Source organism: Citrobacter sp. L55, assembly GCF_002850715.1.
Taxonomy (GTDB): domain Bacteria; phylum Pseudomonadota; class Gammaproteobacteria; order Enterobacterales; family Enterobacteriaceae; genus Citrobacter; species Citrobacter braakii.
The window spans coordinates 108,871-130,426 of record NZ_KZ559407.1; the positions used below are offsets into that span (position 1 = coordinate 108,871).

Genomic DNA, 21,556 nt, shown 5'->3' on the forward strand with positions numbered 1-21,556 from the left:
CCCCTTTTTTCCAGCAGATGGCAGCAATTCGCTGGAAACTAATGTATTGTTGCTATGAATGATCTTCCGTTGCAGAGGTTCGCGCGGCTAATGAGAGGCTTTACTCATGCTTATGGGTTAGGGTTGTCATTAGTCGCGAGGATGCGCAGAAGATCGGGTATTAACGATGGCGCAAAAATGTGCCGTCAAAAAATAGAGAAAGGATATTAATTTGCTTAATCCGATCGTTCGTAAATTCCAGTACGGTCAGCATACCGTTACGCTGGAAACCGGCATGATGGCGCGTCAGGCGACTGCCGCTGTTATGGTTAGCATGGATGACACTGCGGTATTCGTTACCGTTGTTGGCCAGAAAAAAGCGAAACCAGGCCAGGACTTTTTCCCACTGACCGTTAACTATCAGGAGCGTACCTACGCTGCTGGCCGTATCCCGGGTAGCTTCTTCCGTCGTGAAGGCCGTCCGAGTGAAGGCGAAACTCTGATCGCGCGTCTGATTGACCGCCCGGTTCGCCCGCTGTTCCCGGAAGGCTTCGTTAACGAAGTTCAGGTTATCGCGACCGTTGTTTCCGTTAACCCGCAGGTTAACCCGGATATCGTGGCAATGATTGGTGCATCTGCTGCGCTGACTCTGTCTGGTATCCCGTTCAACGGCCCGATCGGTGCTGCACGTGTTGGTTACATCAATGACCAGTACGTACTGAACCCGACTCAGGACGAACTGAAAGAAAGCAAGCTGGACCTGGTTGTTGCTGGTACTGAAGCTGCCGTACTGATGGTTGAATCCGAAGCTGAACTGCTGAGCGAAGACCAGATGCTGGGCGCTGTAGTATTCGGCCACGAACAGCAGCAGGTTGTTATTCAGGCTATCAACGAGCTGGCGAAAGAAGCTGGCAAACCGCGTTGGGACTGGCAGCCAGAAGCCGTCAACGAAGCGCTGAACGCACGCGTTGCCGCACTGGCAGAAGCTCGTCTGAGCGATGCTTACCGTATCACTGACAAACAAGAGCGTTACGCTCAGGTTGACGTGATCAAATCTGAAACCATCGCGACTCTGGTGGCTGAAGACGAAACCCTGGACGCTAACGAACTGGGTGAAATCCTGCACGCTATCGAGAAAAATGTTGTTCGCAGCCGCGTACTGGCAGGCGAGCCGCGCATCGATGGCCGTGAAAAAGATATGATCCGTGGTCTGGACGTGCGTACTGGCGTTCTGCCGCGTACCCACGGTTCCGCACTGTTCACCCGTGGTGAAACTCAGGCGCTGGTTACTGCGACCCTAGGCACCACTCGTGATGCGCAGAACCTTGACGAGCTGATGGGCGAGCGTACTGACAACTTCCTGTTCCACTACAACTTCCCTCCGTACTGCGTAGGTGAAACCGGTATGGTCGGTTCTCCGAAGCGTCGTGAGATTGGTCACGGTCGTCTGGCGAAGCGTGGCGTACTGGCAGTGATGCCGGAACTGGATAAATTCCCGTACACCGTACGTGTGGTTTCTGAAATCACCGAATCTAACGGTTCTTCTTCCATGGCTTCCGTATGTGGTGCTTCTCTGGCGCTGATGGACGCAGGCGTGCCGATCAAAGCTGCCGTTGCGGGTATCGCGATGGGTCTGGTGAAAGAAGGCGACAACTTTGTTGTTCTGTCTGACATCCTGGGCGACGAAGACCACCTGGGCGATATGGACTTCAAAGTGGCGGGTTCCCGCGACGGTATCTCTGCACTGCAGATGGATATCAAAATTGAAGGTATCACCAAAGAGATCATGCAGGTTGCTCTGAACCAGGCTAAAGGTGCGCGTCTGCACATCCTGGGTGTGATGGAACAAGCGATCAACGCACCGCGTGGTGACATTTCTCAGTTCGCTCCGCGTATCCACACCATCAAGATCAGCCCGGACAAGATCAAAGACGTTATCGGTAAAGGCGGTTCTGTTATCCGTGCTCTGACCGAAGAAACCGGCACCACCATTGAAATTGAAGATGATGGTACTGTGAAGATTGCTGCGACCGACGGCGAGAAAGCGAAATATGCTATCCGTCGTATCGAAGAGATCACCGCAGAGATCGAAGTAGGCCGTATCTACAATGGTAAAGTGACCCGTATCGTTGACTTTGGCGCATTCGTTGCCATTGGTGGCGGTAAAGAAGGTCTGGTACACATCTCTCAGATCGCTGACAAACGCGTTGAGAAAGTGACCGATTACCTGCAGATGGGCCAGGAAGTACCGGTCAAAGTTCTGGAAGTTGATCGCCAGGGCCGTGTACGTCTGAGCATTAAAGAAGCAACTGAGCAGTCTCAGCCTGCAGGCGAACCGGAAGCTCCGGCAAGCCAGGGCGAGTAAGGTTGCCATTGCCCTCCGTGAAAGCGGAGGGCTTTTAACCCGGCAGGACGCCTTGTTAGCAACCGGGGAACCTGGACGTTCATTCAATCGTTGTCTTCGGGAGTGGGAAATGAAGCCTTTTTTGCGCTGGTGTTTCGTTGCGACAGCACTCACGCTGGCTGGATGTAGTAATTCCGCCTGGCGTAAGAGTGAAGTCCTCGCAGTACCATTGCAACCGACTTTGCAGCAGGAAGTGATTCTGGCACGTATGGAACAAATTCTTGCCAGTCGGGCTTTAACCGATGACGAACGCGCACAGCTTTTATATGAGCGCGGAGTGTTGTATGATAGTCTCGGTCTGAGGGCACTGGCGCGAAATGATTTTTCACAAGCGCTGGCAATCCGACCAGATATGCCTGAAGTATTCAATTACTTAGGTATATATTTAACGCAGGCAGGCAATTTTGATGCTGCCTATGAAGCGTTTGATTCTGTACTTGAGCTTGATCCAACTTACAACTACGCGCACTTAAATCGCGGTATCGCATTGTATTACGGCGGTCGCGACAAGTTAGCGCAAGATGATCTGCTAGCGTTTTATCAAGACGATCCCAATGATCCTTTCCGTAGTCTGTGGCTTTATCTCGCCGAGCAGAAGCTCGATGAGAAGCAGGCTAAAGAAGCGTTAAAGCAACGCTTTGAGAAATCGGATAAAGAGCAATGGGGATGGAACATTGTCGAGTTCTACCTGGGCAACATTAGCGAAGCAACGCTGATGGAACGCCTAAAGGCGGACGCAACGGATAACACCTCGCTCGCTGAGCATCTCAGTGAAACCAACTTCTATTTAGGTAAGTACTACCTAAGTCTGGGGGATTTGGACAACGCTACGGCATTGTTCAAACTGGCGGTGGCTAACAACGTTCATAACTTTGTTGAGCACCGATACGCATTGTTGGAATTATCGCTCCTGGGCCAGGACCAAGATGACCTGGCAGAATCGGACCAGCAATAGCTGACGTACACATCAGCCCGTAATCTTTTTTGATTGCCATCACCTTCACGGGTGAGGGCGTTGTTGTTCGTTAATACACCTACTTTGAGCCGGTTCACACTTTTCAATGAAAATTGCAGATCAATTTCATGATGAGTTATGTAGACTGGCCGCCATTAATTTTGAGGCACACGTACTACATGGCTGAATTCGAAACCACTTTTGCAGATCTGGGCCTGAAGGCTCCTATCCTTGAAGCCCTTACCGATCTGGGTTACGAAAAACCATCTCCAATCCAGGCAGAGTGCATTCCGCATCTGCTGGGCGGCCGCGATGTTCTGGGTATGGCCCAGACGGGTAGCGGCAAAACTGCAGCGTTCTCTTTACCGCTGCTCAACAATCTTGATCCTGAGCTGAAGGCACCTCAGATTCTGGTGCTGGCACCGACCCGCGAACTGGCGGTTCAGGTTGCAGAAGCCATGACGGATTTTTCTAAACACATGCGCGGCGTGAACGTGGTTGCCCTGTACGGCGGCCAACGTTATGACGTGCAATTACGTGCCCTGCGTCAGGGACCACAGATCGTTGTCGGTACGCCGGGCCGTCTGCTGGACCACCTGAAGCGCGGTACTCTGGACCTCTCCAAACTGAGCGGTCTGGTACTGGACGAAGCTGATGAAATGCTGCGTATGGGCTTCATCGAAGACGTTGAAACCATCATGGCGCAGATCCCGGAAGGTCATCAGACCGCTCTGTTCTCCGCGACTATGCCGGAAGCGATTCGTCGTATTACCCGCCGCTTTATGAAAGAGCCGCAGGAAGTACGCATTCAGTCCAGCGTAACTACCCGTCCTGACATCAGCCAGAGCTACTGGACCGTCTGGGGCATGCGTAAAAATGAAGCGCTGGTGCGTTTCCTGGAAGCAGAAGACTTTGATGCGGCGATTATCTTCGTTCGTACCAAAAATGCGACCCTGGAAGTGGCAGAAGCGCTGGAGCGTAGCGGTTATAGCAGCGCTGCACTGAACGGCGACATGAATCAGTCCCTGCGTGAGCAGACTCTGGAGCGTCTGAAAGATGGCCGTCTGGATATTCTGATTGCTACCGACGTTGCGGCCCGTGGCCTGGACGTTGAGCGTATCAGCCTGGTTGTTAACTACGACATCCCGATGGATTCCGAATCTTACGTTCACCGTATCGGCCGTACCGGTCGTGCGGGCCGTGCGGGTCGCGCGCTGCTGTTCGTTGAGAACCGTGAGCGTCGTCTGCTGCGTAACATCGAACGCACCATGAAGCTGACTATTCCGGAAGTAGAACTGCCGAACGCAGACCTGCTGGGCAAACGCCGTCTGGAAAAATTCGCCGCTAAAGTACAGCAGCAGCTGGAAAGCAGCGATCTGGATCAGTACCGTGCTCTGCTGGCGAAAATGCAGCCGGAAGAAGAACTGGATATCGAAACGCTGGCAGCCGCACTGCTGAAAATGGCTCAGGGCGAACGCCCGCTGATCCTGCCGCCAGATGCGCCGATGCGTCCGAAACGCGAATTCCGCGACCGTGACGATCGTGGTCCGCGTGACCGCAACGATCGTGGCCCGCGTGGTGACCGTAATGAGCGTGGTGGTGAAGACCGTCCGCGTCGTGAACGTCGTGACGTTGGCGATATGCAGCTGTACCGCATTGAAGTGGGCCGTGATGACGGTGTTGAAGTCCGTCATATCGTTGGTGCGATTGCTAACGAAGGCGATATCAGCAGCCGTTACATCGGTAACATCAAGCTGTTTGCTTCCCACTCTACCATCGAGCTGCCGAAAGGTATGCCGGGCGACGTGCTGCAGCACTTTACCCGTACTCGCATCCTGAACAAGCCGATGAACATGCAGCTGGTTGGCGATGCAGTTCCGCACACCGGTGGTGAGCGTCGTGGCGGTGGCCGTTTCAGCGGTGAGCGTCGTGAAGGTGGTCGTGGCGAAGGTCGTGGTTTCAGCGGTGAGCGTCGTGAAGGCGGTCGTAGCGAAGGTCGTCGTTTCAGCGGCGAACGTCGTGAAGGCAACCGCGGTCCGCGTCGTGACGATTCTTCTGCTCCGCGTCGTGATGATTCCGCTGGTCGTCGTCGTTTCGGTGGTGATGCGTAATCCATGCGAAATTACGGTTTAATACCGTAAAGTAAAATATACAGCCCCGATCTCAACAATCGGGGCTTTTTTTATTTCATTTGTACTCGTGTACTGGTACAGTGCAGCACATTGAAATGTAGTCACAATATAAATGACTGGAGAGATGGCTAAATGGCAACACTAACCACCACCCAAACGTCACCTTCGCTGCTTGGCGGCGTGGTGATCATCGGCGGCACCATTATTGGCGCAGGGATGTTTTCTCTGCCAGTGGTCATGTCCGGGGCGTGGTTCTTCTGGTCAATGGCGGCGCTGATCTTCACCTGGTTTTGCATGCTGCACTCCGGACTGATGATCCTTGAAGCTAACCTCAATTACCGCATTGGTTCCAGCTTTGACACCATCACGAAAGATCTGCTGGGCAAAGGCTGGAACGTTGTGAACGGCATCTCGATTGCTTTCGTTCTCTATATCCTTACCTATGCGTATATCTCGGCGAGTGGTTCGATCCTGCATCACACCTTCTCGGAGATGTCGCTGAACGTTCCGGCGCGTGCGGCGGGTCTTGGTTTTGCGCTGCTGGTGGCGTTCGTGGTGTGGTTAAGCACCAAAGCGGTTAGCCGCATGACGGCGATTGTGCTGGGCGCGAAGGTGATTACTTTTTTCCTGACCTTCGGCAGTCTGCTGGGGCATGTTACGCCCACGACGCTGTTTAACGTGGCGCAGAGCAACGCTTCGTATACGCCGTACCTGCTGATGACGTTACCGTTCTGCCTGGCCTCATTCGGCTATCACGGCAACGTCCCGAGCCTGATGAAGTATTACGGCAAAGATCCGAAGACCATCGTTAAGTGCCTGGTGTACGGCACGCTGCTGGCGCTGGTGCTGTATACCGTATGGTTGCTGGGGACGATGGGTAACATCCCGCGTCCGGAATTTATCGGTATTGCGCAGCAGGGCGGTAACATTGATGTGCTGGTACAGGCGCTGAGCGGCGTGCTGAACAGCCGCAGTCTGGATCTGCTGCTGGTGGTGTTCTCCAACTTTGCGGTGGCGAGTTCATTCCTCGGCGTCACGCTCGGTCTGTTTGACTATTTGGCGGATCTGTTTGGCTTTGATGACTCGGCAATGGGACGTTTTAAAACGGCATTGCTGACGTTTGTCCCGCCGATTGTCGGTGGCCTGCTGTGGCCGAACGGTTTCCTGTACGCCATTGGCTATGCAGGGCTTGCCGCGACCATCTGGGCCGCCATTGTTCCGGCGCTGCTGGCCCGTAAATCTCGCGAGCGTTTCGGCAGCCCGAAATTCCGTGTCTGGGGCGGCAAGCCGATGATTGCGCTGATCCTGGTATTCGGTATCGGCAACGCGGTTATCCATATTCTGTCGAGCGTGAATTTGTTGCCTGTGTACCAGTAACCTTTTAGTGCCGGATGGCGGTTGCGCCTAATCCGGCCTATACGATCTCGTAGGCCCGGTAAGCCAAATGCCACCGGGCAAAACAACGATTACCCCACCAACTCTTCTTTCACCTGCATCGCCAGGTCAAACGAATGTAGACGTGCCTGATGATCAAAAATCTGGCCGTTAACCATAATTTCATCGGCCTGGGTTTCACGCAAAATGGCGTCGAGACCGTGTCGCACTTTCGCCTTATCACCAACCAGCGACATGCTCAGCGCCTGTTGTACGCCGTACTGCTCAGAAGCGGACCACAGCTGATGCATATTCTCTACTGGTGGCGGTAGCTGGCCGGTTTCGCCACGACGTAGTTTCACAAACGCCTGCTGCATTGAGGTGAAAAGAAATTCGGCATCGCGGTTGCTGTCGGCGGCAATGATGTTGATGCACACCATCGCATACGGCTTTGCCAGACGCGCTGAGGGCTTGAACTGGGTGCGATACAGATGCAGCGCCTGATGCAACATATCCGGAGCAAAGTGGGAGGCGAAGGCAAATGGTAGGCCGAGCTGGGCTGCCAGCTGTGCGCTGTACAGACTGGAGCCTAATAACCAGACCGGGATCTGCTCGCCGTAGCCGGGAACCGGGCGTACATGGGGATTAGGATCGCGGGCGTCGAACCAGTCCACCAGTTCAGCTACGTCGCGCGGGAAGTTATCGATATCACCACTCATATGGCGGCGCAACGCGCGCATGGTCGGTTGGTCGCTACCCGGCGCGCGGCCAAGCCCGAGATCGATTCGTCCCGGATACAGCGTATTCAGGGTACCGAACTGCTCGGCGATCACCAGCGGCGAATGGTTGGGCAGCATAACGCCGCCAGAACCAAGATGCAGCGTGGTGGTATTGGCCGCCAGATAGCCAATCAGCACAGAGGTCGCCGCGCTGGCGATGCCGGTCATATTGTGATGTTCTGCCAGCCAGTAGCGGTGGTAGCCGCGCTTTTCGGCCAGTCGAGCGAGATCAAGCGAGTGTGTGAAGGCCTCTTTTGCCGAAGATCCTTCAGGGATCGGCGCCAGATCCAGCACCGAGAACGGAATAGTTTTGTCAGTCATAACGGCTCACTTTGTTACCGGTTAATCTTTTAATACTGCATTAAAGATTAGCGAATGTTGTTAACAAAGTGAGCTATTAATCACGGCTGTAGTTCAAGACCTGCCAGCCGTTTCCAGTAGCCGTTGCAGTCGCTGTGGGCAGCAAGCGGCAATGGGGCAGTGCCATTTTCATTGGCGCGGAAGGCATCAAGCATGGCGAACGTGTCGTTGCCTGAAGGGGACAGACGCACAATATCAACCAGGCCTTGCATCGACGTCAGCTCGTTGCCGAGGTTGTAAACATAGCCGCTCATGGTCTGGATGCCGTTGAGGACAAAGACCTGCTGATTCTCCTGCGACAGCACATCGCGCCCATTCGGGTATTTGATGCAGCAGGTTTCACACTCGTCTTTTGGACGGTCTTCAGAGCGTGCGGTAAAGCAGCGGGCAGAGTACGCCAACGGCAGATGCCCGTAGCTCAGTACCTCAACTTCAAACTGATTGCGAATACCCAGCTCTTCACACTGGTTGAGCAGATTGACCAGCCAGTCACGGGACAGTTCTACCGGCATACACCAGCGCACCATGCCCTGCCTGAGCAACAAACGCAGGGTTACCGCGTTGTAGCAGTTGAGTGCATGCCCGGCGACAAACGGCAGCTTACGCTCGGCGCACATGTTTACCACGCCGAGATCGCTGGCTTCCAACAGGAAGTCGCCGTTTTCGACATAGCGCTTCAGTTCTCCCAGCTCAGAGGAGGCCTGCACCAGCGCCAGCGTTGACAGCACCACCTGTTTACCGCTGCCAGCGAGCGATTTCGCCATATCGATCCAGTCGCCTACTTTGGTAGCGCGGCGTTTACTGCACACCGCTTCGCCAAGATAGATAACGTCGGCCTGGCTGGTGGCTGCCTGCTGATAAAAATCTTCCAGCGTTTCTTTCGGCCAGTACCACAGCACCGGCCCTAAGGAATATTTCATTGCTTCTCTCACTGCCATTTACGGTGATACGCGCCAAGCGTGGTCTGCGTGCCTTCGGACATTGAACCGAGCGTTTCCATCCACGCGGCCTGTGGGGCGTAGTTTTGCGGGTCGGCCATACAGCGGTCGATCGCCTGGCGCCACACTTTCGCCACCTGGCTGACGTAGGCCGGGCTACGCTGACGCCCTTCGATTTTCACCGAGGCAATATTGGCCGCCAGCAGTTCTGGCAGCAGCTCCAGCGTATTCAGGCTGGTGGGTTCTTCCAGCGCATGATAGCGCTCGCCATCAACCAGATAGCGGCCTTTACACAGCGTCGGATAACCGGCGTTTTCTCCGTCCTGATAACGGTCGATCAGCACTTCATTAAGACGGGATTCCAGCCCTTGTTGGGTCTGCTGCCAGCGAACAAAACGGGCAGGGGAGCAAGCGCCAACCGTATTAGGAGACTCGCCCGTCAGATAGGATGAAAGATAGCAGCGGCCTTCCGCCATAATGCACAGACTGCCAAAGGCGAACACTTCCAGGGGAACTGGCGTGACGCGAGCGAGTTGCTTCACCTGGTGAATAGACAGTACGCGCGGCAGTACCACGCGGGCGACATCAAAGTTGCGATGATAGAAATTAATCGCCTCTTCATTGGTTGCGGATGCCTGAACAGAGACATGACGCTCAATATGCGGGTAGCGCTCTGCGGCATACTCAAGCATGGCGAGGTCGGCGAGGATCAGCGCATCCGCACCCAGTTGCGCCGCCATATCTACGGCACGTTGCCAGCGCGCGTAACCATCCGGATGCGCAAAGGTGTTAATCGCGATGTGCAGCTTACGGCGGTGCTGATGGACAAAACTCACCGCTTCCTGCAATTTTTTCTCGGTAAAATTAAGGCCGGCGAAATGACGGGCGTTGGTATCATCTTTCAGCCCGATGTAGACCGCATCAGCGCCGTTCTCGATGGCCGCCTTAAGCGCCGGGAGGTTTCCGGCAGGGCAGAGCAGCTCCATAATTTATCCTGAACGTTGCGCCGTAAAGGGCGCAGAAATGTTAACGAAGAGGGATTTTAGTTAACCTTGCTGAGACAATTTTTGATTTGAGGCAGTTAAAGTCGTATTGGTGATACCAATAAGAGGTAACAATTTCGTAGCGAATTGTTGATTTATGCCGCTATGTCGTTTATTTGATATGGCAAAATAGCAGGATAATTGAAACAGGGAGTAAAGCTCGTGTTGGATAAACTGCGTTCACGCTTAGTACATTTTGGTCCTTCTCTGATGAGTGTACCGGTTAAACTGACGCCCTTTGCGCTGAAGCGCCAGGTTCTGGAGCAGGTCCTGAGCTGGCAGTTTAGTCAGGCGCTGGCCGATGGGGAGCTGGAGTTTCTCGACGGTCGCTGGCTGAGCATTCATGTGCGTGACATTGGCCTTAAATGGTATACCTCTGTTGAGAACGATAAACTTATCGTCAGCCAGAATGCAGAGGCGGATGTGAGTTTTAGCGCGGATGCCAGCGATCTCCTGATGATCGCGGCGCGTAAGCAGGATCCGGATACGCTGTTCTTCCAGCGTCGCCTGGTGATTGAAGGTGATACAGAATTAGGGCTGTATGTTAAAAATCTGATGGACGCCATCGAACTGGATCAGATGCCTAAAGCGTTGCGCGTCATGCTGATGCAGTTGGCGGATTTTGTTGAGGCGGGAATGAAAACGTCGCCAGAAACCAAACAGACTTCGGTAGGTGAGCCATGCTGATTCGAGTTGAAATTCCCATTGATGCCCCAGGTATTGATGCATTGCTGCGTCGTTCATTTGAGAGCGATGCGGAAGCGAAATTAGTGCACGACCTGCGTGAAGACGGTTTCATAACGCTGGGTCTGGTTGCTACCGATGACGAAGGTCAGGTAGTGGGTTACGTCGCGTTCAGCCCTGTCGATGTCCAGGGCGAAGACCTGCAATGGGTAGGCATGGCGCCGCTCGCGGTGGATGAAAACTACCGTGGGCAGGGCCTGGCGCGTCAGCTGGTCTATGAAGGACTCGATTCCCTGAACGAGTTTGGTTACGCCGCGGTGGTTACGCTGGGCGATCCGGCGCTGTACAGCCGCTTTGGTTTTGAGCTGGCTGCCCATCATGACCTGCGTTGCCGCTGGCCGGGCACCGAAAGCGCGTTCCAGGTTCATCGCCTGGCGGACGATGCGCTGGAGGGTGTGACGGGCCTTGTGGAATACCACGACTACTTCAATCGTTTTTAAGCGCCGGGGGTTTGCAGGCTGCTCAGTAGTGCCTCAAGCCCTTCGCCTTCAACAAGGCGCTCTTTCTGCCGCTTTGTAAGCTGTTTGACGCGATATTCTAAGCGCAGGGCCAGCGAACGGTCGCCGACCTGAGCCGCAAATGCCAACGTGAGTTCCCCCTTTCCGCGCAGCGCCTTCGCGCCTTTCCCACTTTGATGCTGCTTATAGCGGCGCTGCACATCGGTGGTTATTCCGGTGTATAAGGCGTTGTCCGCAGTACGGATCAGGTACAGATACCAGGGTGTCATTGTCACCATCGACGTGATAATTTTCAGGCCTACAGTATAAAAGAGAACAGAAATGGAAACACTGACTGCGGTGACCCGCTGGCTGGCAAAGCAGCACGTCGTGACCTGGTGTGTACATCATGACGGTGAATTATGGTGCGCCAATGCGTTTTACCTGTTTGATGCGCAGAAGATGGTGTTCTATGTGCTGACCGAAGAGAAAACGCGCCATGCGCAGATGTCCGGGCCGCGCGCGCCGATTGCCGGCACGGTAAATGGTCAGCCCAAAACGGTCGCCCTGATTCGTGGCGTACAGTTTAAAGGGGAAATCCGGCGTCTTGAAGGGCAGGAGAGTGAAGCCGCGCGTAACGCCTACAACCGCCGTTTCCCGGTCGCCAGAATGCTGCCAGCGCCCGTATGGGAGATTCGACTGGATGAAGTCAAATTCACGGACAACACGCTGGGCTTTGGCAAAAAAATGCACTGGCAACGTGATCTATAGTTAATAGAGTGATTAAAGAGTCAGGGGAAGATTAGCGATGAGTCAGGTATTAATAACAGGCGCAACGGGGCTGGTAGGCGGAAATTTGCTGCGTATGCTGCTCAATGAACCCCGGGTCAATGCCATCACGGCACCGACGCGTCGACCGCTGGCTGATACGGCTGGCGTCTATAATCCCTATGATCCGCAGCTAACCGATGCGCTGGCGCAGGTCACCGATCCGGTAGATATTGTCTTTTGTTGTCTGGGAACCACCCGGCGTGAAGCGGGTAGCAAAGAAGCGTTTATCCATGCTGACTATACGCTGGTGGTAGACACGGCCCTGACGGGGCGTCGATTGGGCGCTCAGCATATGCTGGTGGTCAGTTCGATGGGTGCCAATGCCAATTCACCGTTTTTTTATAACCGGGTGAAAGGGGAAATGGAGCAGGCCCTGATCGCGCAAAATTGGCCGCGGCTGACGATTGTTCGGCCTTCAATGTTACTCGGAGAACGGGATAAACAGCGGGCGAATGAGAGGTTTTTAGCGCCGTTATTTCGGCTGCTGCCGGGGAACTGGAAGTCGATTGAGGCGCGTGATGTAGCCCGGGCTATGCTGGCGGAGGCACTGGCGCCTGGACATGAAGGCGTTTCGATCCTGACCTCTTCCGAACTGCGCGAAAGAGCCAAATAAAATGCCGGAGAGGACGCTCTGGCGTCGCCATCCGGCATTTGTAGCTTGTCTTACTTAATAAACGTAAAAGCCGTAGTGACGCGTTTCACGCCGCTTACCCGGCTGGCGATGTCTGCCGCAGCCTTCGCTTCACGTTCAGTTACCAGACCCAACAGGAACACTTCCCCGTTTTCGGTGGTGACTTTCACGTTAGAGGATTTCACCTGATCGCTGGTCAGCAACTGGGAACGTACTTTAGTGGTTATCCAGGTATCGTTAGACGCATCGCCCAGGCCGATTGGCTGACCCTGACGGATCTCGTTAAAGACCTCAGTGGTACCTTCTACGCCCATCGCAATCTGTTTTGCTCGCGCAGACAGTTCGCTATTTGGCGACTGACCGACCAGCAGCACTTTACCCTGATACGCGCTCACGTTGATACGCGCCTCTTTCTTGATCTGGGCATCTTTCGACAACGCGGTATTGACGCGTAATTCCAGGGTTCCGTCATCTACCTGGGTGCCTACACTGCGAGGATCCGTCGCGGCTTTGGTGCCGACAGCAGCAGTTCCGACAACGGCGGCAGCGACACAGCCTTGCAGTAGCAGGGCAGCGATAATCACAGCAAGCGGCGAAAATGCCTTCATGTGTACTCCTTAATCATCCTGGTGAGGGAAAAGCGTGTTATCGATGAGATCGCAAAGGCAGTTGACCGTCAGCATATGCATTTCCTGAACGCGGGCGCTGTGGTGTGAAGGGATACGGATTTCAACATCCTGCGGCCCCAGTAACCCGGCCAGCTCCCCTCCGTCATACCCGGTCAGTGCGACAATTGTCATGTCGCGTGTCACGGCAGCTTCAACGGCTTTTACGATATCGCGGCTATTACCACGCGTAGAGATTGCCAGCAGAACATCACCTGCATGTCCCAGCGCACGGACTTGTTTTGCATAAACTTCGTCGTGCAGGCGATCGTTGGCAATCGCAGTTAAGACCACATTATCAGTATTTAGTGCAATCGCAGGTAAACTTGGGCGCTCTGTTTCAAAACGATTGATCATGCTGGCAGCAAAATGCTGTGCGTTGGCAGCGGACGTCCCATTACCACAACAGAGAATTTTGTTGCCATTGAGCAGGGACTGAACCAGCGTCATGGCTGCACGGGAGATCGCATCCGGAAGTGCTTCAGCCGCAGCTATCTGAGTTTGAATGCTTTCTGTAAAGCAGACTTTAATTCTATCTAACACGCTAATCCTTAAGAACCAGGCTCTGAATCTTCAACTATGAGCGGTCGTTGAACGCGTCCTTAAACCACTCAACATCATTTCCGGTGAAGGCTAACACATCGAACCGGCAATCCACAGTATCAAAACTTCCATTGTGGCGCGCAAGCCACAAGCGGGCAGTCTGTAATAATTTGTGTTGTTTGCTCCGGGTCACACTCGCCGCTGCACCGCCAAACTGGGCTGAGCGCCGATAGCGAACCTCAACAAATACGGTGGTGTTGCCTTCACGCATTATCAGGTCGATTTCGCCGCCACGCTCATGCACGTTGGCGGCGATAAAATGCAGTCCCTTGCTCTGCAGCCAGTCACGCGCGGTGGATTCCCACGCGTCACCGGTCTGTTTACTCGTTAACTGGCGGGGACGACTTGTCCTTGCTGGTATTTGAGCCATGATAACTTCCTGTTAATCACACAATCCTGCGTTGCGGTTAAGGCTCCGGTGTTGCCGTTAATTTCGAAACCCTGCACCTGACGCATTTGCGAGAAGTGGTTGGCAAGCGACCAGGCATCGACGCCCATCGCGTACATACGTGCCAGCGAGTAGTCGTTACGAACCGCGCCCAGCGCCTGCTGCATGAGAGGTGCGTTAGCGCCTGCCAGCATCGGAATTTCGCTGTACTGCAAGCCTTCCATCTCCAGACGGAAATCCGGGCCGGCAGTTCCCTGCGCGCTACGGGAGCTGGCGTACAGCGTGGCACCGCTCTGGCTACCGTTGCGCATGGCGATCATCGGCTTTATAAATGCAATTTCTTCCGGCGTTGCCAGAATATATACGGCATCAACACGACCGCTGCCGCCGGTGATTTGCGCATCGGTAGGCGCTGCCGGGATGGTCAGACCGCCAATCGTCACGCCAGGCTGCGCGGGTACAGAAGAGGCGACCGGGCTGCCCGTCAGGGAAATCCCCGAGCCGCCGTTGACGCCCATTTTCAGCTCAGCGGTGGAGCCGAACTTCTGCTGCAGCACCACGCCGCCACCCAGTTTTTGCCACTCCTGTGCAAAGGCGTTGGCAACGCGATCGCCTAACGAACTCCGCGGGATCAACAACAGCGGCGTCTGTTTTCCTTGATCGCGAATGTGGCGTGCTGCGTCGCGCGCTTCATCTTCTGGCGACAGAGCGAAGTAGCAGACGTTCGGCAGGTTTTTCACCGACTCCGGCTGATTAAGCGCCAGGACGTTTAATGGCGTGTTGCTTTTCATCAGCTCTTCAACATTGTTCTTCAACAGTGGGCCAACCACGATGCTGGCGCCATCCTGCTGAACCTGAGTCAGGATCTGATTCAGCGGCTGTGATGACGTGTCGTAGATTTTCAGCTCCGCGGACGGATTCGCTGGTGCGCTGGCGGTTGTTGGCTGCGCAGGCGCTGTTGGCTGTGGGGCTGTAGCTTCTGGCTGTGCTGGCGTCTCGTTGGTCAGATCGCTTACTGACGCCTGAGCCGGGCTGGCAACACCGTCAGTCGTTTGCGGCTGTTCCGTGGTCGTCGCAGCCGCTGTATCCGCAGCAGGCGCGGCAACAGCAGGGTCCGCTACGGGTTGAGTACCCATATTTTTCGCAGCTTCAAAGCCTTGCTGAATAGTACGGCCAAATACAGCGGCCTGACCGTTCAGCGGCAGCAGCAGAGCAATTTTGCTGGTGGAAGCGGGTTTAAAGCTCTGCACGTTAACCAACTGCGTTGGCAACAGTTTTGCCCCCGGGTTTTGTGGATAACGTTTCTGCCAGTCAGCAATACCGGCTTTCATCATGTCTGGATCGTTACGGTTATCGAACCAGACGCGCTGGAGATCTAACCAGCCTTGCAGCACGTTTTCATCCGCATTGATGACCAGCGTCTGCGCTTGCTCCTGGGTCATGGATGACAGCGCCTGCCAGGTGGCATCCATGTTTTTCTGCTTAGCGTTCGCGGCCAGCAGCGGTTCCTGGGCGATCAGGGCGCGCAGTAGCGTCAGCGATGGACGACCCTGGTTGACGTCGATTTGCGCCTGCCAGTATCTCGCCTGCTGGTTTTGATCAAAATCGGCGGGGGTTAGCTTATCCAGCAGGGCCTGTGCGCCAGCGACATCTTTCTGCGCGAGCTTAATTTCGACGGCCAGCAGTGACTGCTCACGACGCTGGGTATCGCTTAGCTTCTGTGGTAGCTGGTTGAACAGCTCGATAGCCTGCTGGCTCTTGCCTTCTTTCAGCAGTGCACGAATGGCGAGTAATTGCCAGTTGGTCTTGCTATCATCTGAGCTTTGCTGCATTTGTTGCAGATAAAAGCCGGAATCAGCCTGCGCAGTGCCCTGCATATGGGCTGCACTCTGGTCTGGCGCCTGGGTGCCACAGCCTGCGAAAATCAGTGCAGCCAGAATGACTGGTAGCGCGCGTGCGGCTTTCAAACGAGAAAATGTTGAGGGTACCATACTGTATCCAGTGATATTTTTTTACTCAATGCTCAATATTAAATCGGCAATACGGACGACACAATGAAACAACACGAATCGGCGGATAATTCTCAAGGCCAACTCTTTATTGTACCTACTCCTATAGGAAATTTGGCTGATATTACCCAACGAGCGCTCGAAGTTTTACAAGCCGTTGATTTGATTGCCGCTGAAGACACTCGTCATACAGGACTCTTGTTACAACACTTCGCGATTAACGCGCGTTTGTTCGCTTTACATGATCACAACGAGCAGCAAAAGGCCGAAACGCTGGTGGCGAAGCTTAAAGAAGGGCAAAACATTGCGCTGGTTTCTGATGCCGGAACGCCGCTGATTAACGATCCTGGTTACCATCTGGTACGGACCTGTCGCGAAGCAGGGATCCGCGTTGTTCCCCTGCCAGGCCCTTGCGCGGCGATTGCTGCCCTGAGCGCTGCAGGTCTGCCTTCAGACCGCTTTTGCTATGAAGGTTTTCTGCCTGCCAAATCGAAAGGGCGTCGTGATGCGATGAAAGCCATTGAGGCTGAACCGCGTACGCTTATTTTTTATGAATCCACCCACCGTTTGCTGGATAGCCTGGAAGACATGGTTGCCGTCTGGGGCGAATCCCGCTACGTGGTGTTGGCGCGTGAGTTGACCAAAACCTGGGAAACCATTCACGGTGCGCCGGTCGGCGAACTGCTGGCGTGGGTCAAGGAAGATGAAAACCGTCGTAAAGGCGAAATGGTGCTGATTGTCGAAGGACACAAAGCGCAAGAAGACGACCTTCCGGCTGATGCGCTGCGTACGTTGGCCTTATTGCAGGCAGAGCTGCCGCTGAAAAAGGCCGCCGCACTGGCCGCTGAGATCCACGGCGTGAAGAAGAATGCGCTGTATAAGTACGCGCTGGAACAGCAGGGGGAGTAACAGTGAGCACCTACCAACCACCTTTCGTCATCACTCCATTGATCCTCAATCAAGTCATTGAAATTGGGGAGTTGATGGGAAATTGGGCGGCGATGGCTGGTAGGGCATCTCCTCTTTTGCGCAAAGAGAATCGTATTCGTACTATTCAGGCTTCTTTAGCGATTGAGCATAATTCGTTGACTACGGAACAAGTCACCGCTCTGATGGAGGGGAAACGTATTCTGGCTCCGGCTAAAGATATACAGGAAGTCAGAAATGCGATTCTGGCCTATGAAAAAATGTCAGAGTGGAAAAGTGAAAGACTCTCCGATCTTTTACAGGCACATCAAATCCTGATGATGGGGCTTGTCGATAACCCGGGTCAATTGCGATCCGGCAATGTCGGTGTTTACAGGGAGAAACAGCTTATCCATATGGCCCCACCGGCGTCACAAGTTCTTCGATTGATGAATGACCTACTGGGCTGGTTAAAAACGACAGAGCTCCACCCACTGATTGCTGGTGCTATTTTCCATTATGAATTTGAATTCATTCATCCTTTTGCCGACGGCAATGGACGGATGGGCCGGTTGTGGCAGACATTAATCCTCCGTGAGTGGCGATCGGAATTGGCGTGGTTACCAGTAGAGACACTGATCCACTACCAACAGGATCGCTACTACCAGGTGTTAGGGCAGTGCGATCGGCAAAGTAGCTGCACGCCATTTATAGAATTTATCCTTGAAAACATCATCTTTGCTTTGCAAGAGGGATTGGGGAAATCATCAGCCCTGTCGGAAGAAATGTCGGAAGAAATGTCGGAAGAAATGTCGGAAGAAATGTCGGAAGAAATGTCGCCTGATTTACTGGATATTGAAAAACGCATACTACAAATCTTGTCGAATCAGCCAGGCAGATCCGCCAAAAGTATCGCTGATGAGTGTGAAATCTCAGCCCGAACTGTAGAACGCTATCTGAAAGCGTTGCAGCTAAAAGGCAAACTGCAACGCGTTGGCGCGACGAAAGGGGGGCTATGGAGGGTAATTTAAACGACCAGCAGTTCAACCCCTGTTTTGGCCAGCGCTGATTTATCCTGTTTGCTGATACTGTCGTCGGTTATTACGCAGTTAATCTTCTCCATTGGAAGTACCTGATTAAAACCTCGTCGGTTAAATTTTGTTGCATCCAGTACGGCAATAACCTTATGTGCCGCAGCAGCCATCACGCTACTAATCGAATAGCCTTCGTTGAATGTCGTTATACCATTAGTGGCATCAATCCCGTCGGCGCCAACGAACATCAGGTCTGCGCTTATCCCTTGAAGGGAACGTTCAGCGATAGTGCCATGCATTGAATGAGTTTTGTGACGCACCGTGCCGCCGCAGACGACCAGCGTAATGTCTTTGTTTTCCGATAACGTAAACGCAGCGGGCAGGCTATTGGTAATAACTGTGATATTACTTTTTCGGTTTAGCGCCTCAGCGATCAGTAAGGTCGTGCTTCCGCTATCCAGAATCACGGTCATTCCTTCCTCGACCATTGCCGTTGCAGCCTGAGCGATCCGCTTTTTGGGATCGCTGGCAAGCTGATACCGATCTTCTAATAATACTTCCTGATTGTCACCTTCAGCCAGATGGCTTCCTGGTTTTGCCGCACCGCCATGAAAACGGGTGACCAGACCCTTCTCTTCTAATAACCGCAGGTCGGCGCGAATGGTTACTTCAGAAATACCAAAGGTATTCGAAAGATCCATTACCAGTACGCTACCCTGCGTATTAATCAGGTCGACAATTTTATTCCTTCTCTCAAATGAGTTCATATTGATTTGCCTGATAATTTGACTGCCACTAGTTTAATCGAAGGATTGCGAAAGGTGAACGCTAAATTTCGAAAGTAAATGTGAGCCAGCGCAGGTTGCTGGCTCGTTGGGTCAGGAGAGTTTGAGCAGAATTTTCCCCTGCATCGGCGCGCCATTGAGTGACTTGACTGCGCTGGCAAAGCTGTCGGCATCACCACTGTGGGCAATTAACGGCTCAAGCTGTAAGCGTTTCTCCGTGAGTAAACGGGCAGCGGTTTCCCACTCTTCTCCAGGCCATGGGCTGGAATAGTTCATCCAACTGCCAAGGATGGTTAACTCTTTACGCAATATTTGCCCAAAAACACCTGAAGCTAGCGCCAGATCGTGATGCAGCGTACCGACTAATGCCAGTTGAGCGCGAGGTCCGGCAATTTCGATCGACAGAGTAACAGTTTGTGGGGTTCCCGCAGTCTCCAGGATGAGTTGGTCAAATTGAATGTTCTCCAGACTGGAGTAGATCTCGATCGCACTCATCTCCCGACTGTTAAACACATAGGTTGCCCCCAGTTCTTTTGCTAACGCCAGCTTCTGCGGGTTGATATCAATCGCCGTGATGCTTTTTGCGCCGAGTTCGCGAGCACATTGCATTGCCAGTAAACCGATAGTACCTGCACCAGCGATGATCACGTTTTTGCCTTCGCATCCCTGAGCGAGGTGAAAAGCATGCAGGCCAACGGTAATGGGCTCAATGAATGCGCCATCATCAATCGGCATTTCTGAAGGCAGGCGGAACAGGTTGGCGCGTTTTACCACCACATATTCTGCATTGCCGCCTTCGCTGCGCGATCCGACAAACTGATATTGCTTACACAATGAGAAATATCCACGCTCGCACTGAGGACAGTGGAAGCAGGGGAGCAACGGTACGCAGGCAACGGCATCTCCGGGTTGTAGATCGGTTACGCCCGCGCCGTAAGACTCAACATAGCCACTGAACTCATGCCCAAGTGTGATTGGATAATAGTGAGCGCCATGATTGAAGACTCGGGGAATATCTGAGCCGCAAAGCCCTGAACTGACCACCTTGACCAGTACATCTTCATCAGTTTGCAGTTGTGGTATGGGACGTTCTTCAACGCGTACGTCGCCCTCAGCGTGAATAACCACTGATTTCATAAGTGTCTCCAGAAAAGTGAAGGGGAGCAAATGCTCCCCAGAAATTAAGATGCGGTCTGGCTTTCTGTTATGGCTGCCGCTTTTTCAGCCGCCACGAAATTACGCGCCCGACGCCAGGTCAGCAGTACACCCAACAGGTAAATAGCACCGATAATGATGAAACCCACCACGTTCTGCCAGGTGAAGAGCTGGATTAGCAGCCAGGTGATTGGGGAACCGCCCTGGTCCATTGAAGCCACCATGCCACCGGCTTTCAATGCGCCCGCATTGGCGGCTAGCTGGGTATGTAAACCAATGGTTTGCGTGGCTATCCACAGGGTGATACCCATGATGATGACGCCGGAGATCAGCGTGCGGAAAAGGTTTCCCTGATGAACGGCTACCGCCATGGCGACAAAGAAACCAATGGTCGCGAGATCGCCGAATGGCAGAACCTGGTTTCCTGGTACCAGAACGGCAATCAGAATGGTCAGCGGGATAAAGATAAGACTGGCGGAAACCACTGACGTATGGCCGAGCAGTAGCGCAGGATCCAGGCCAATCAAGAACTCCTGGCCACCAAATTTTGCCTGCAGGCGCTTGCGAGCATGCTTTGCAATGGGAGTGAGTCCATCCATAATCGGTTTAATGACGCGCGGCATGAGCAACATAACGGCAGCTGTTTTAACCGCCAGTTGGAGCACAGCTTTAACGTCATACCCTGCCAGCATGCCGATCACTAACCCCATCACAAAACCGACGGTGACGGGCTCGCCGAAGGGGCCGAAGCGTTTTTGTACATCATCCGCACTGAAATGAATGCGGTTCAGACCTGGGATTTTTTCAATGATCGTATCAACCAGGACCGCTATCGGGCCCAGATATGCCGAGGAACCATGTGGAATGGCGATGCCTTCCAGGCCAAAAAAGTCGCGCGTGTCTTTGGCAAACCAGTCGCCCAGTTTGTAGACGAAGGCGGCATGAACAACCACACCGAGGATGCCCAACCAGTATGAACCGGTCGCCAGATGCAACATGGCGCCGGTAAACGTCATATGCCAGATATTCCAGATGTCGACATTCACCACACGGGTCATGCGGGTAACCAGCATCAGGATATTCACCCCAATGGCGACAGGAATCGCAATTAACGCAATTTGCGAAGCCCAGGTCATCGGTGATGAACCAGGCCAGCCGACATCGATGACGTGCAGGTTAATTTGAAACTGTTCTGCCATTGCTTTTGCGGCAGGTCCAATAGAGTCCAGCATCAGGCCGATTACCAGGCCGATGCCGACAAACCCAATCCCGATATGCAGACCAGATTTGAAACAATCCCCGAGCTTCATTCCCAGCAATTTTGAGAAGATGATGATCACTAACGGCAGCATAACCGTTGGACCTAAATCGAGGATATAACGCATTATTTCGCTAAACATGGCG

General features: G+C 53.6%; 21 protein-coding genes and 1 pseudogene. 11 read left to right on the plus strand and 11 right to left on the minus strand.

Going from position 1 to position 21,556, the window contains the following annotated elements; genetic code table 11:
* Window positions 1-211: 211 nt before the first annotated feature.
* The 5 genes from pnp (at window position 212) to mtr (ending at window position 6,847) form a co-directional block, all read left to right on the plus strand.
* Entirely contained in the window at window positions 212-2,344 is a 2,133-nt protein-coding gene (pnp, locus tag B9P82_RS18265) for a polyribonucleotide nucleotidyltransferase (protein WP_008785911.1), read from the plus strand.
* Between the two features lie 109 nt (window positions 2,345-2,453).
* Entirely contained in the window at window positions 2,454-3,338 is an 885-nt protein-coding gene (gene nlpI, locus B9P82_RS18270) for a lipoprotein NlpI (RefSeq protein WP_003024982.1), read from the plus strand.
* A 106-nt stretch (window positions 3,339-3,444) separates the two neighbouring features.
* Window positions 3,445-3,525: a protein YrbN gene (yrbN, locus tag B9P82_RS28295; RefSeq protein WP_010723222.1), complete on the plus strand. Its 81-nt coding sequence runs from the start codon at window positions 3,445-3,447 to the stop codon at window positions 3,523-3,525.
* Window positions 3,518-5,449, plus strand: a complete 1,932-nt coding sequence (locus B9P82_RS18275) for a DEAD/DEAH family ATP-dependent RNA helicase (protein ID WP_047413955.1) — start codon at window positions 3,518-3,520, stop codon at window positions 5,447-5,449. Before yrbN ends, B9P82_RS18275 begins: the two co-directional genes overlap by 8 nt.
* A gap of 153 nt (window positions 5,450-5,602) precedes the next feature.
* On the plus strand, window positions 5,603-6,847 hold the full coding sequence (gene mtr, locus B9P82_RS18280; protein ID WP_016154664.1) for a tryptophan permease: 1,245 nt from the start codon (window positions 5,603-5,605) through the stop codon (window positions 6,845-6,847).
* Between the two features lie 89 nt (window positions 6,848-6,936).
* Here mtr and B9P82_RS18285 read toward each other — a convergent pair whose 3' ends face one another.
* The 3 genes from B9P82_RS18285 to B9P82_RS18295 all read right to left on the minus strand — a co-directional run bounded on the left by B9P82_RS18285 (window position 6,937) and on the right by B9P82_RS18295 (window position 9,907).
* Window positions 6,937-7,944 carry a luciferase-like monooxygenase gene (locus B9P82_RS18285; protein WP_016154663.1) on the minus strand — a complete coding sequence of 336 codons (1,008 nt, stop codon included), beginning with the start codon at window positions 7,942-7,944 and terminating at the stop codon, window positions 6,937-6,939.
* Window positions 7,945-8,024: 80 nt separating this feature from the next.
* On the minus strand, window positions 8,025-8,903 hold the full coding sequence (locus tag B9P82_RS18290; RefSeq protein ID WP_049270845.1) for a U32 family peptidase: 879 nt from the start codon (window positions 8,901-8,903) through the stop codon (window positions 8,025-8,027).
* 8 nt (window positions 8,904-8,911) lie between these two features.
* Entirely contained in the window at window positions 8,912-9,907 is a 996-nt protein-coding gene (locus B9P82_RS18295; protein ID WP_016154661.1) for a ubiquinone anaerobic biosynthesis protein UbiU, read from the minus strand.
* A 219-nt stretch (window positions 9,908-10,126) separates the two neighbouring features.
* Between B9P82_RS18295 and B9P82_RS18300 the strand changes: the two genes are divergently transcribed.
* Both B9P82_RS18300 and B9P82_RS18305 read left to right on the plus strand, forming a co-directional pair.
* Window positions 10,127-10,651: a ubiquinone anaerobic biosynthesis accessory factor UbiT gene (locus B9P82_RS18300; RefSeq protein ID WP_016154660.1), complete on the plus strand. Its 525-nt coding sequence runs from the start codon at window positions 10,127-10,129 to the stop codon at window positions 10,649-10,651.
* Window positions 10,645-11,148 carry a GNAT family N-acetyltransferase gene (locus tag B9P82_RS18305; protein ID WP_016157563.1) on the plus strand — a complete coding sequence of 168 codons (504 nt, stop codon included), beginning with the start codon at window positions 10,645-10,647 and terminating at the stop codon, window positions 11,146-11,148. The genes B9P82_RS18300 and B9P82_RS18305 overlap by 7 nt, the downstream gene beginning before the upstream one ends.
* Here B9P82_RS18305 and B9P82_RS18310 read toward each other — a convergent pair.
* Window positions 11,135-11,444: pseudogene (locus B9P82_RS18310) on the minus strand (GIY-YIG nuclease family protein). The gene B9P82_RS18305 and the pseudogene B9P82_RS18310 overlap by 14 nt on opposite strands.
* 43 nt (window positions 11,445-11,487) lie before the next feature.
* On the opposite strand from B9P82_RS18310, the gene B9P82_RS18315 reads away from it, so the two are divergent.
* On the plus strand, window positions 11,488-11,916 hold the full coding sequence (locus B9P82_RS18315; protein ID WP_016157562.1) for a YhbP family protein: 429 nt from the start codon (window positions 11,488-11,490) through the stop codon (window positions 11,914-11,916).
* Window positions 11,917-11,953: 37 nt separating this feature from the next.
* The gene (locus tag B9P82_RS18320) at window positions 11,954-12,589 is read left to right on the plus strand and encodes an NAD(P)H-binding protein (RefSeq protein ID WP_016154656.1); all 636 of its coding nucleotides are present in this window, start codon (window positions 11,954-11,956) and stop codon (window positions 12,587-12,589) included.
* A gap of 50 nt (window positions 12,590-12,639) precedes the next feature.
* On the opposite strand, the gene dolP is transcribed toward B9P82_RS18320, so the two are convergent.
* The 4 genes from dolP to B9P82_RS18340 are packed head-to-tail and all read right to left on the minus strand — an operon-like array spanning window position 12,640 to window position 16,254.
* A complete protein-coding gene (dolP, locus tag B9P82_RS18325) occupies window positions 12,640-13,215 on the minus strand; it encodes a division/outer membrane stress-associated lipid-binding lipoprotein (RefSeq protein WP_003024954.1) in 576 nt (191 codons plus the stop codon).
* A 9-nt stretch (window positions 13,216-13,224) separates the two neighbouring features.
* Window positions 13,225-13,815, minus strand: coding sequence for a DnaA initiator-associating protein DiaA (gene diaA, locus B9P82_RS18330; RefSeq protein ID WP_003024948.1), 591 nt, complete (start codon window positions 13,813-13,815; stop codon window positions 13,225-13,227).
* A gap of 34 nt (window positions 13,816-13,849) precedes the next feature.
* Window positions 13,850-14,245, minus strand: coding sequence for a YraN family protein (locus tag B9P82_RS18335; RefSeq protein ID WP_019077774.1), 396 nt, complete (start codon window positions 14,243-14,245; stop codon window positions 13,850-13,852).
* Window positions 14,203-16,254, minus strand: a complete 2,052-nt coding sequence (locus tag B9P82_RS18340; protein ID WP_101700723.1) for a penicillin-binding protein activator — start codon at window positions 16,252-16,254, stop codon at window positions 14,203-14,205. The genes B9P82_RS18335 and B9P82_RS18340 overlap by 43 nt, the downstream gene beginning before the upstream one ends.
* 63 nt (window positions 16,255-16,317) lie before the next feature.
* Between B9P82_RS18340 and rsmI the strand changes: the two genes are divergently transcribed.
* Window positions 16,318-17,181 carry a 16S rRNA (cytidine(1402)-2'-O)-methyltransferase gene (gene rsmI, locus B9P82_RS18345; protein ID WP_016154652.1) on the plus strand — a complete coding sequence of 288 codons (864 nt, stop codon included), beginning with the start codon at window positions 16,318-16,320 and terminating at the stop codon, window positions 17,179-17,181.
* A 2-nt stretch (window positions 17,182-17,183) separates the two neighbouring features.
* Window positions 17,184-18,209 carry a Fic family protein gene (locus tag B9P82_RS18350; RefSeq protein WP_101700724.1) on the plus strand — a complete coding sequence of 342 codons (1,026 nt, stop codon included), beginning with the start codon at window positions 17,184-17,186 and terminating at the stop codon, window positions 18,207-18,209.
* Here the strand turns inward: B9P82_RS18350 and B9P82_RS18355 are convergent.
* The 3 genes from B9P82_RS18355 to B9P82_RS18365 form a co-directional block, all read right to left on the minus strand.
* Entirely contained in the window at window positions 18,206-18,979 is a 774-nt protein-coding gene (locus tag B9P82_RS18355; RefSeq protein ID WP_003828620.1) for a DeoR/GlpR family DNA-binding transcription regulator, read from the minus strand. The two genes, B9P82_RS18350 and B9P82_RS18355, sit on opposite strands and share 4 nt — an antisense overlap.
* Window positions 18,980-19,090: 111 nt before the next feature.
* A complete protein-coding gene (gatD, locus tag B9P82_RS18360; RefSeq protein WP_101700725.1) occupies window positions 19,091-20,134 on the minus strand; it encodes a galactitol-1-phosphate 5-dehydrogenase in 1,044 nt (347 codons plus the stop codon).
* A 44-nt stretch (window positions 20,135-20,178) separates the two neighbouring features.
* Entirely contained in the window at window positions 20,179-21,552 is a 1,374-nt protein-coding gene (locus B9P82_RS18365; protein ID WP_016154648.1) for a galactitol-specific PTS transporter subunit IIC, read from the minus strand.
* Between the last annotated feature and the right edge of the window lie 4 nt (window positions 21,553-21,556).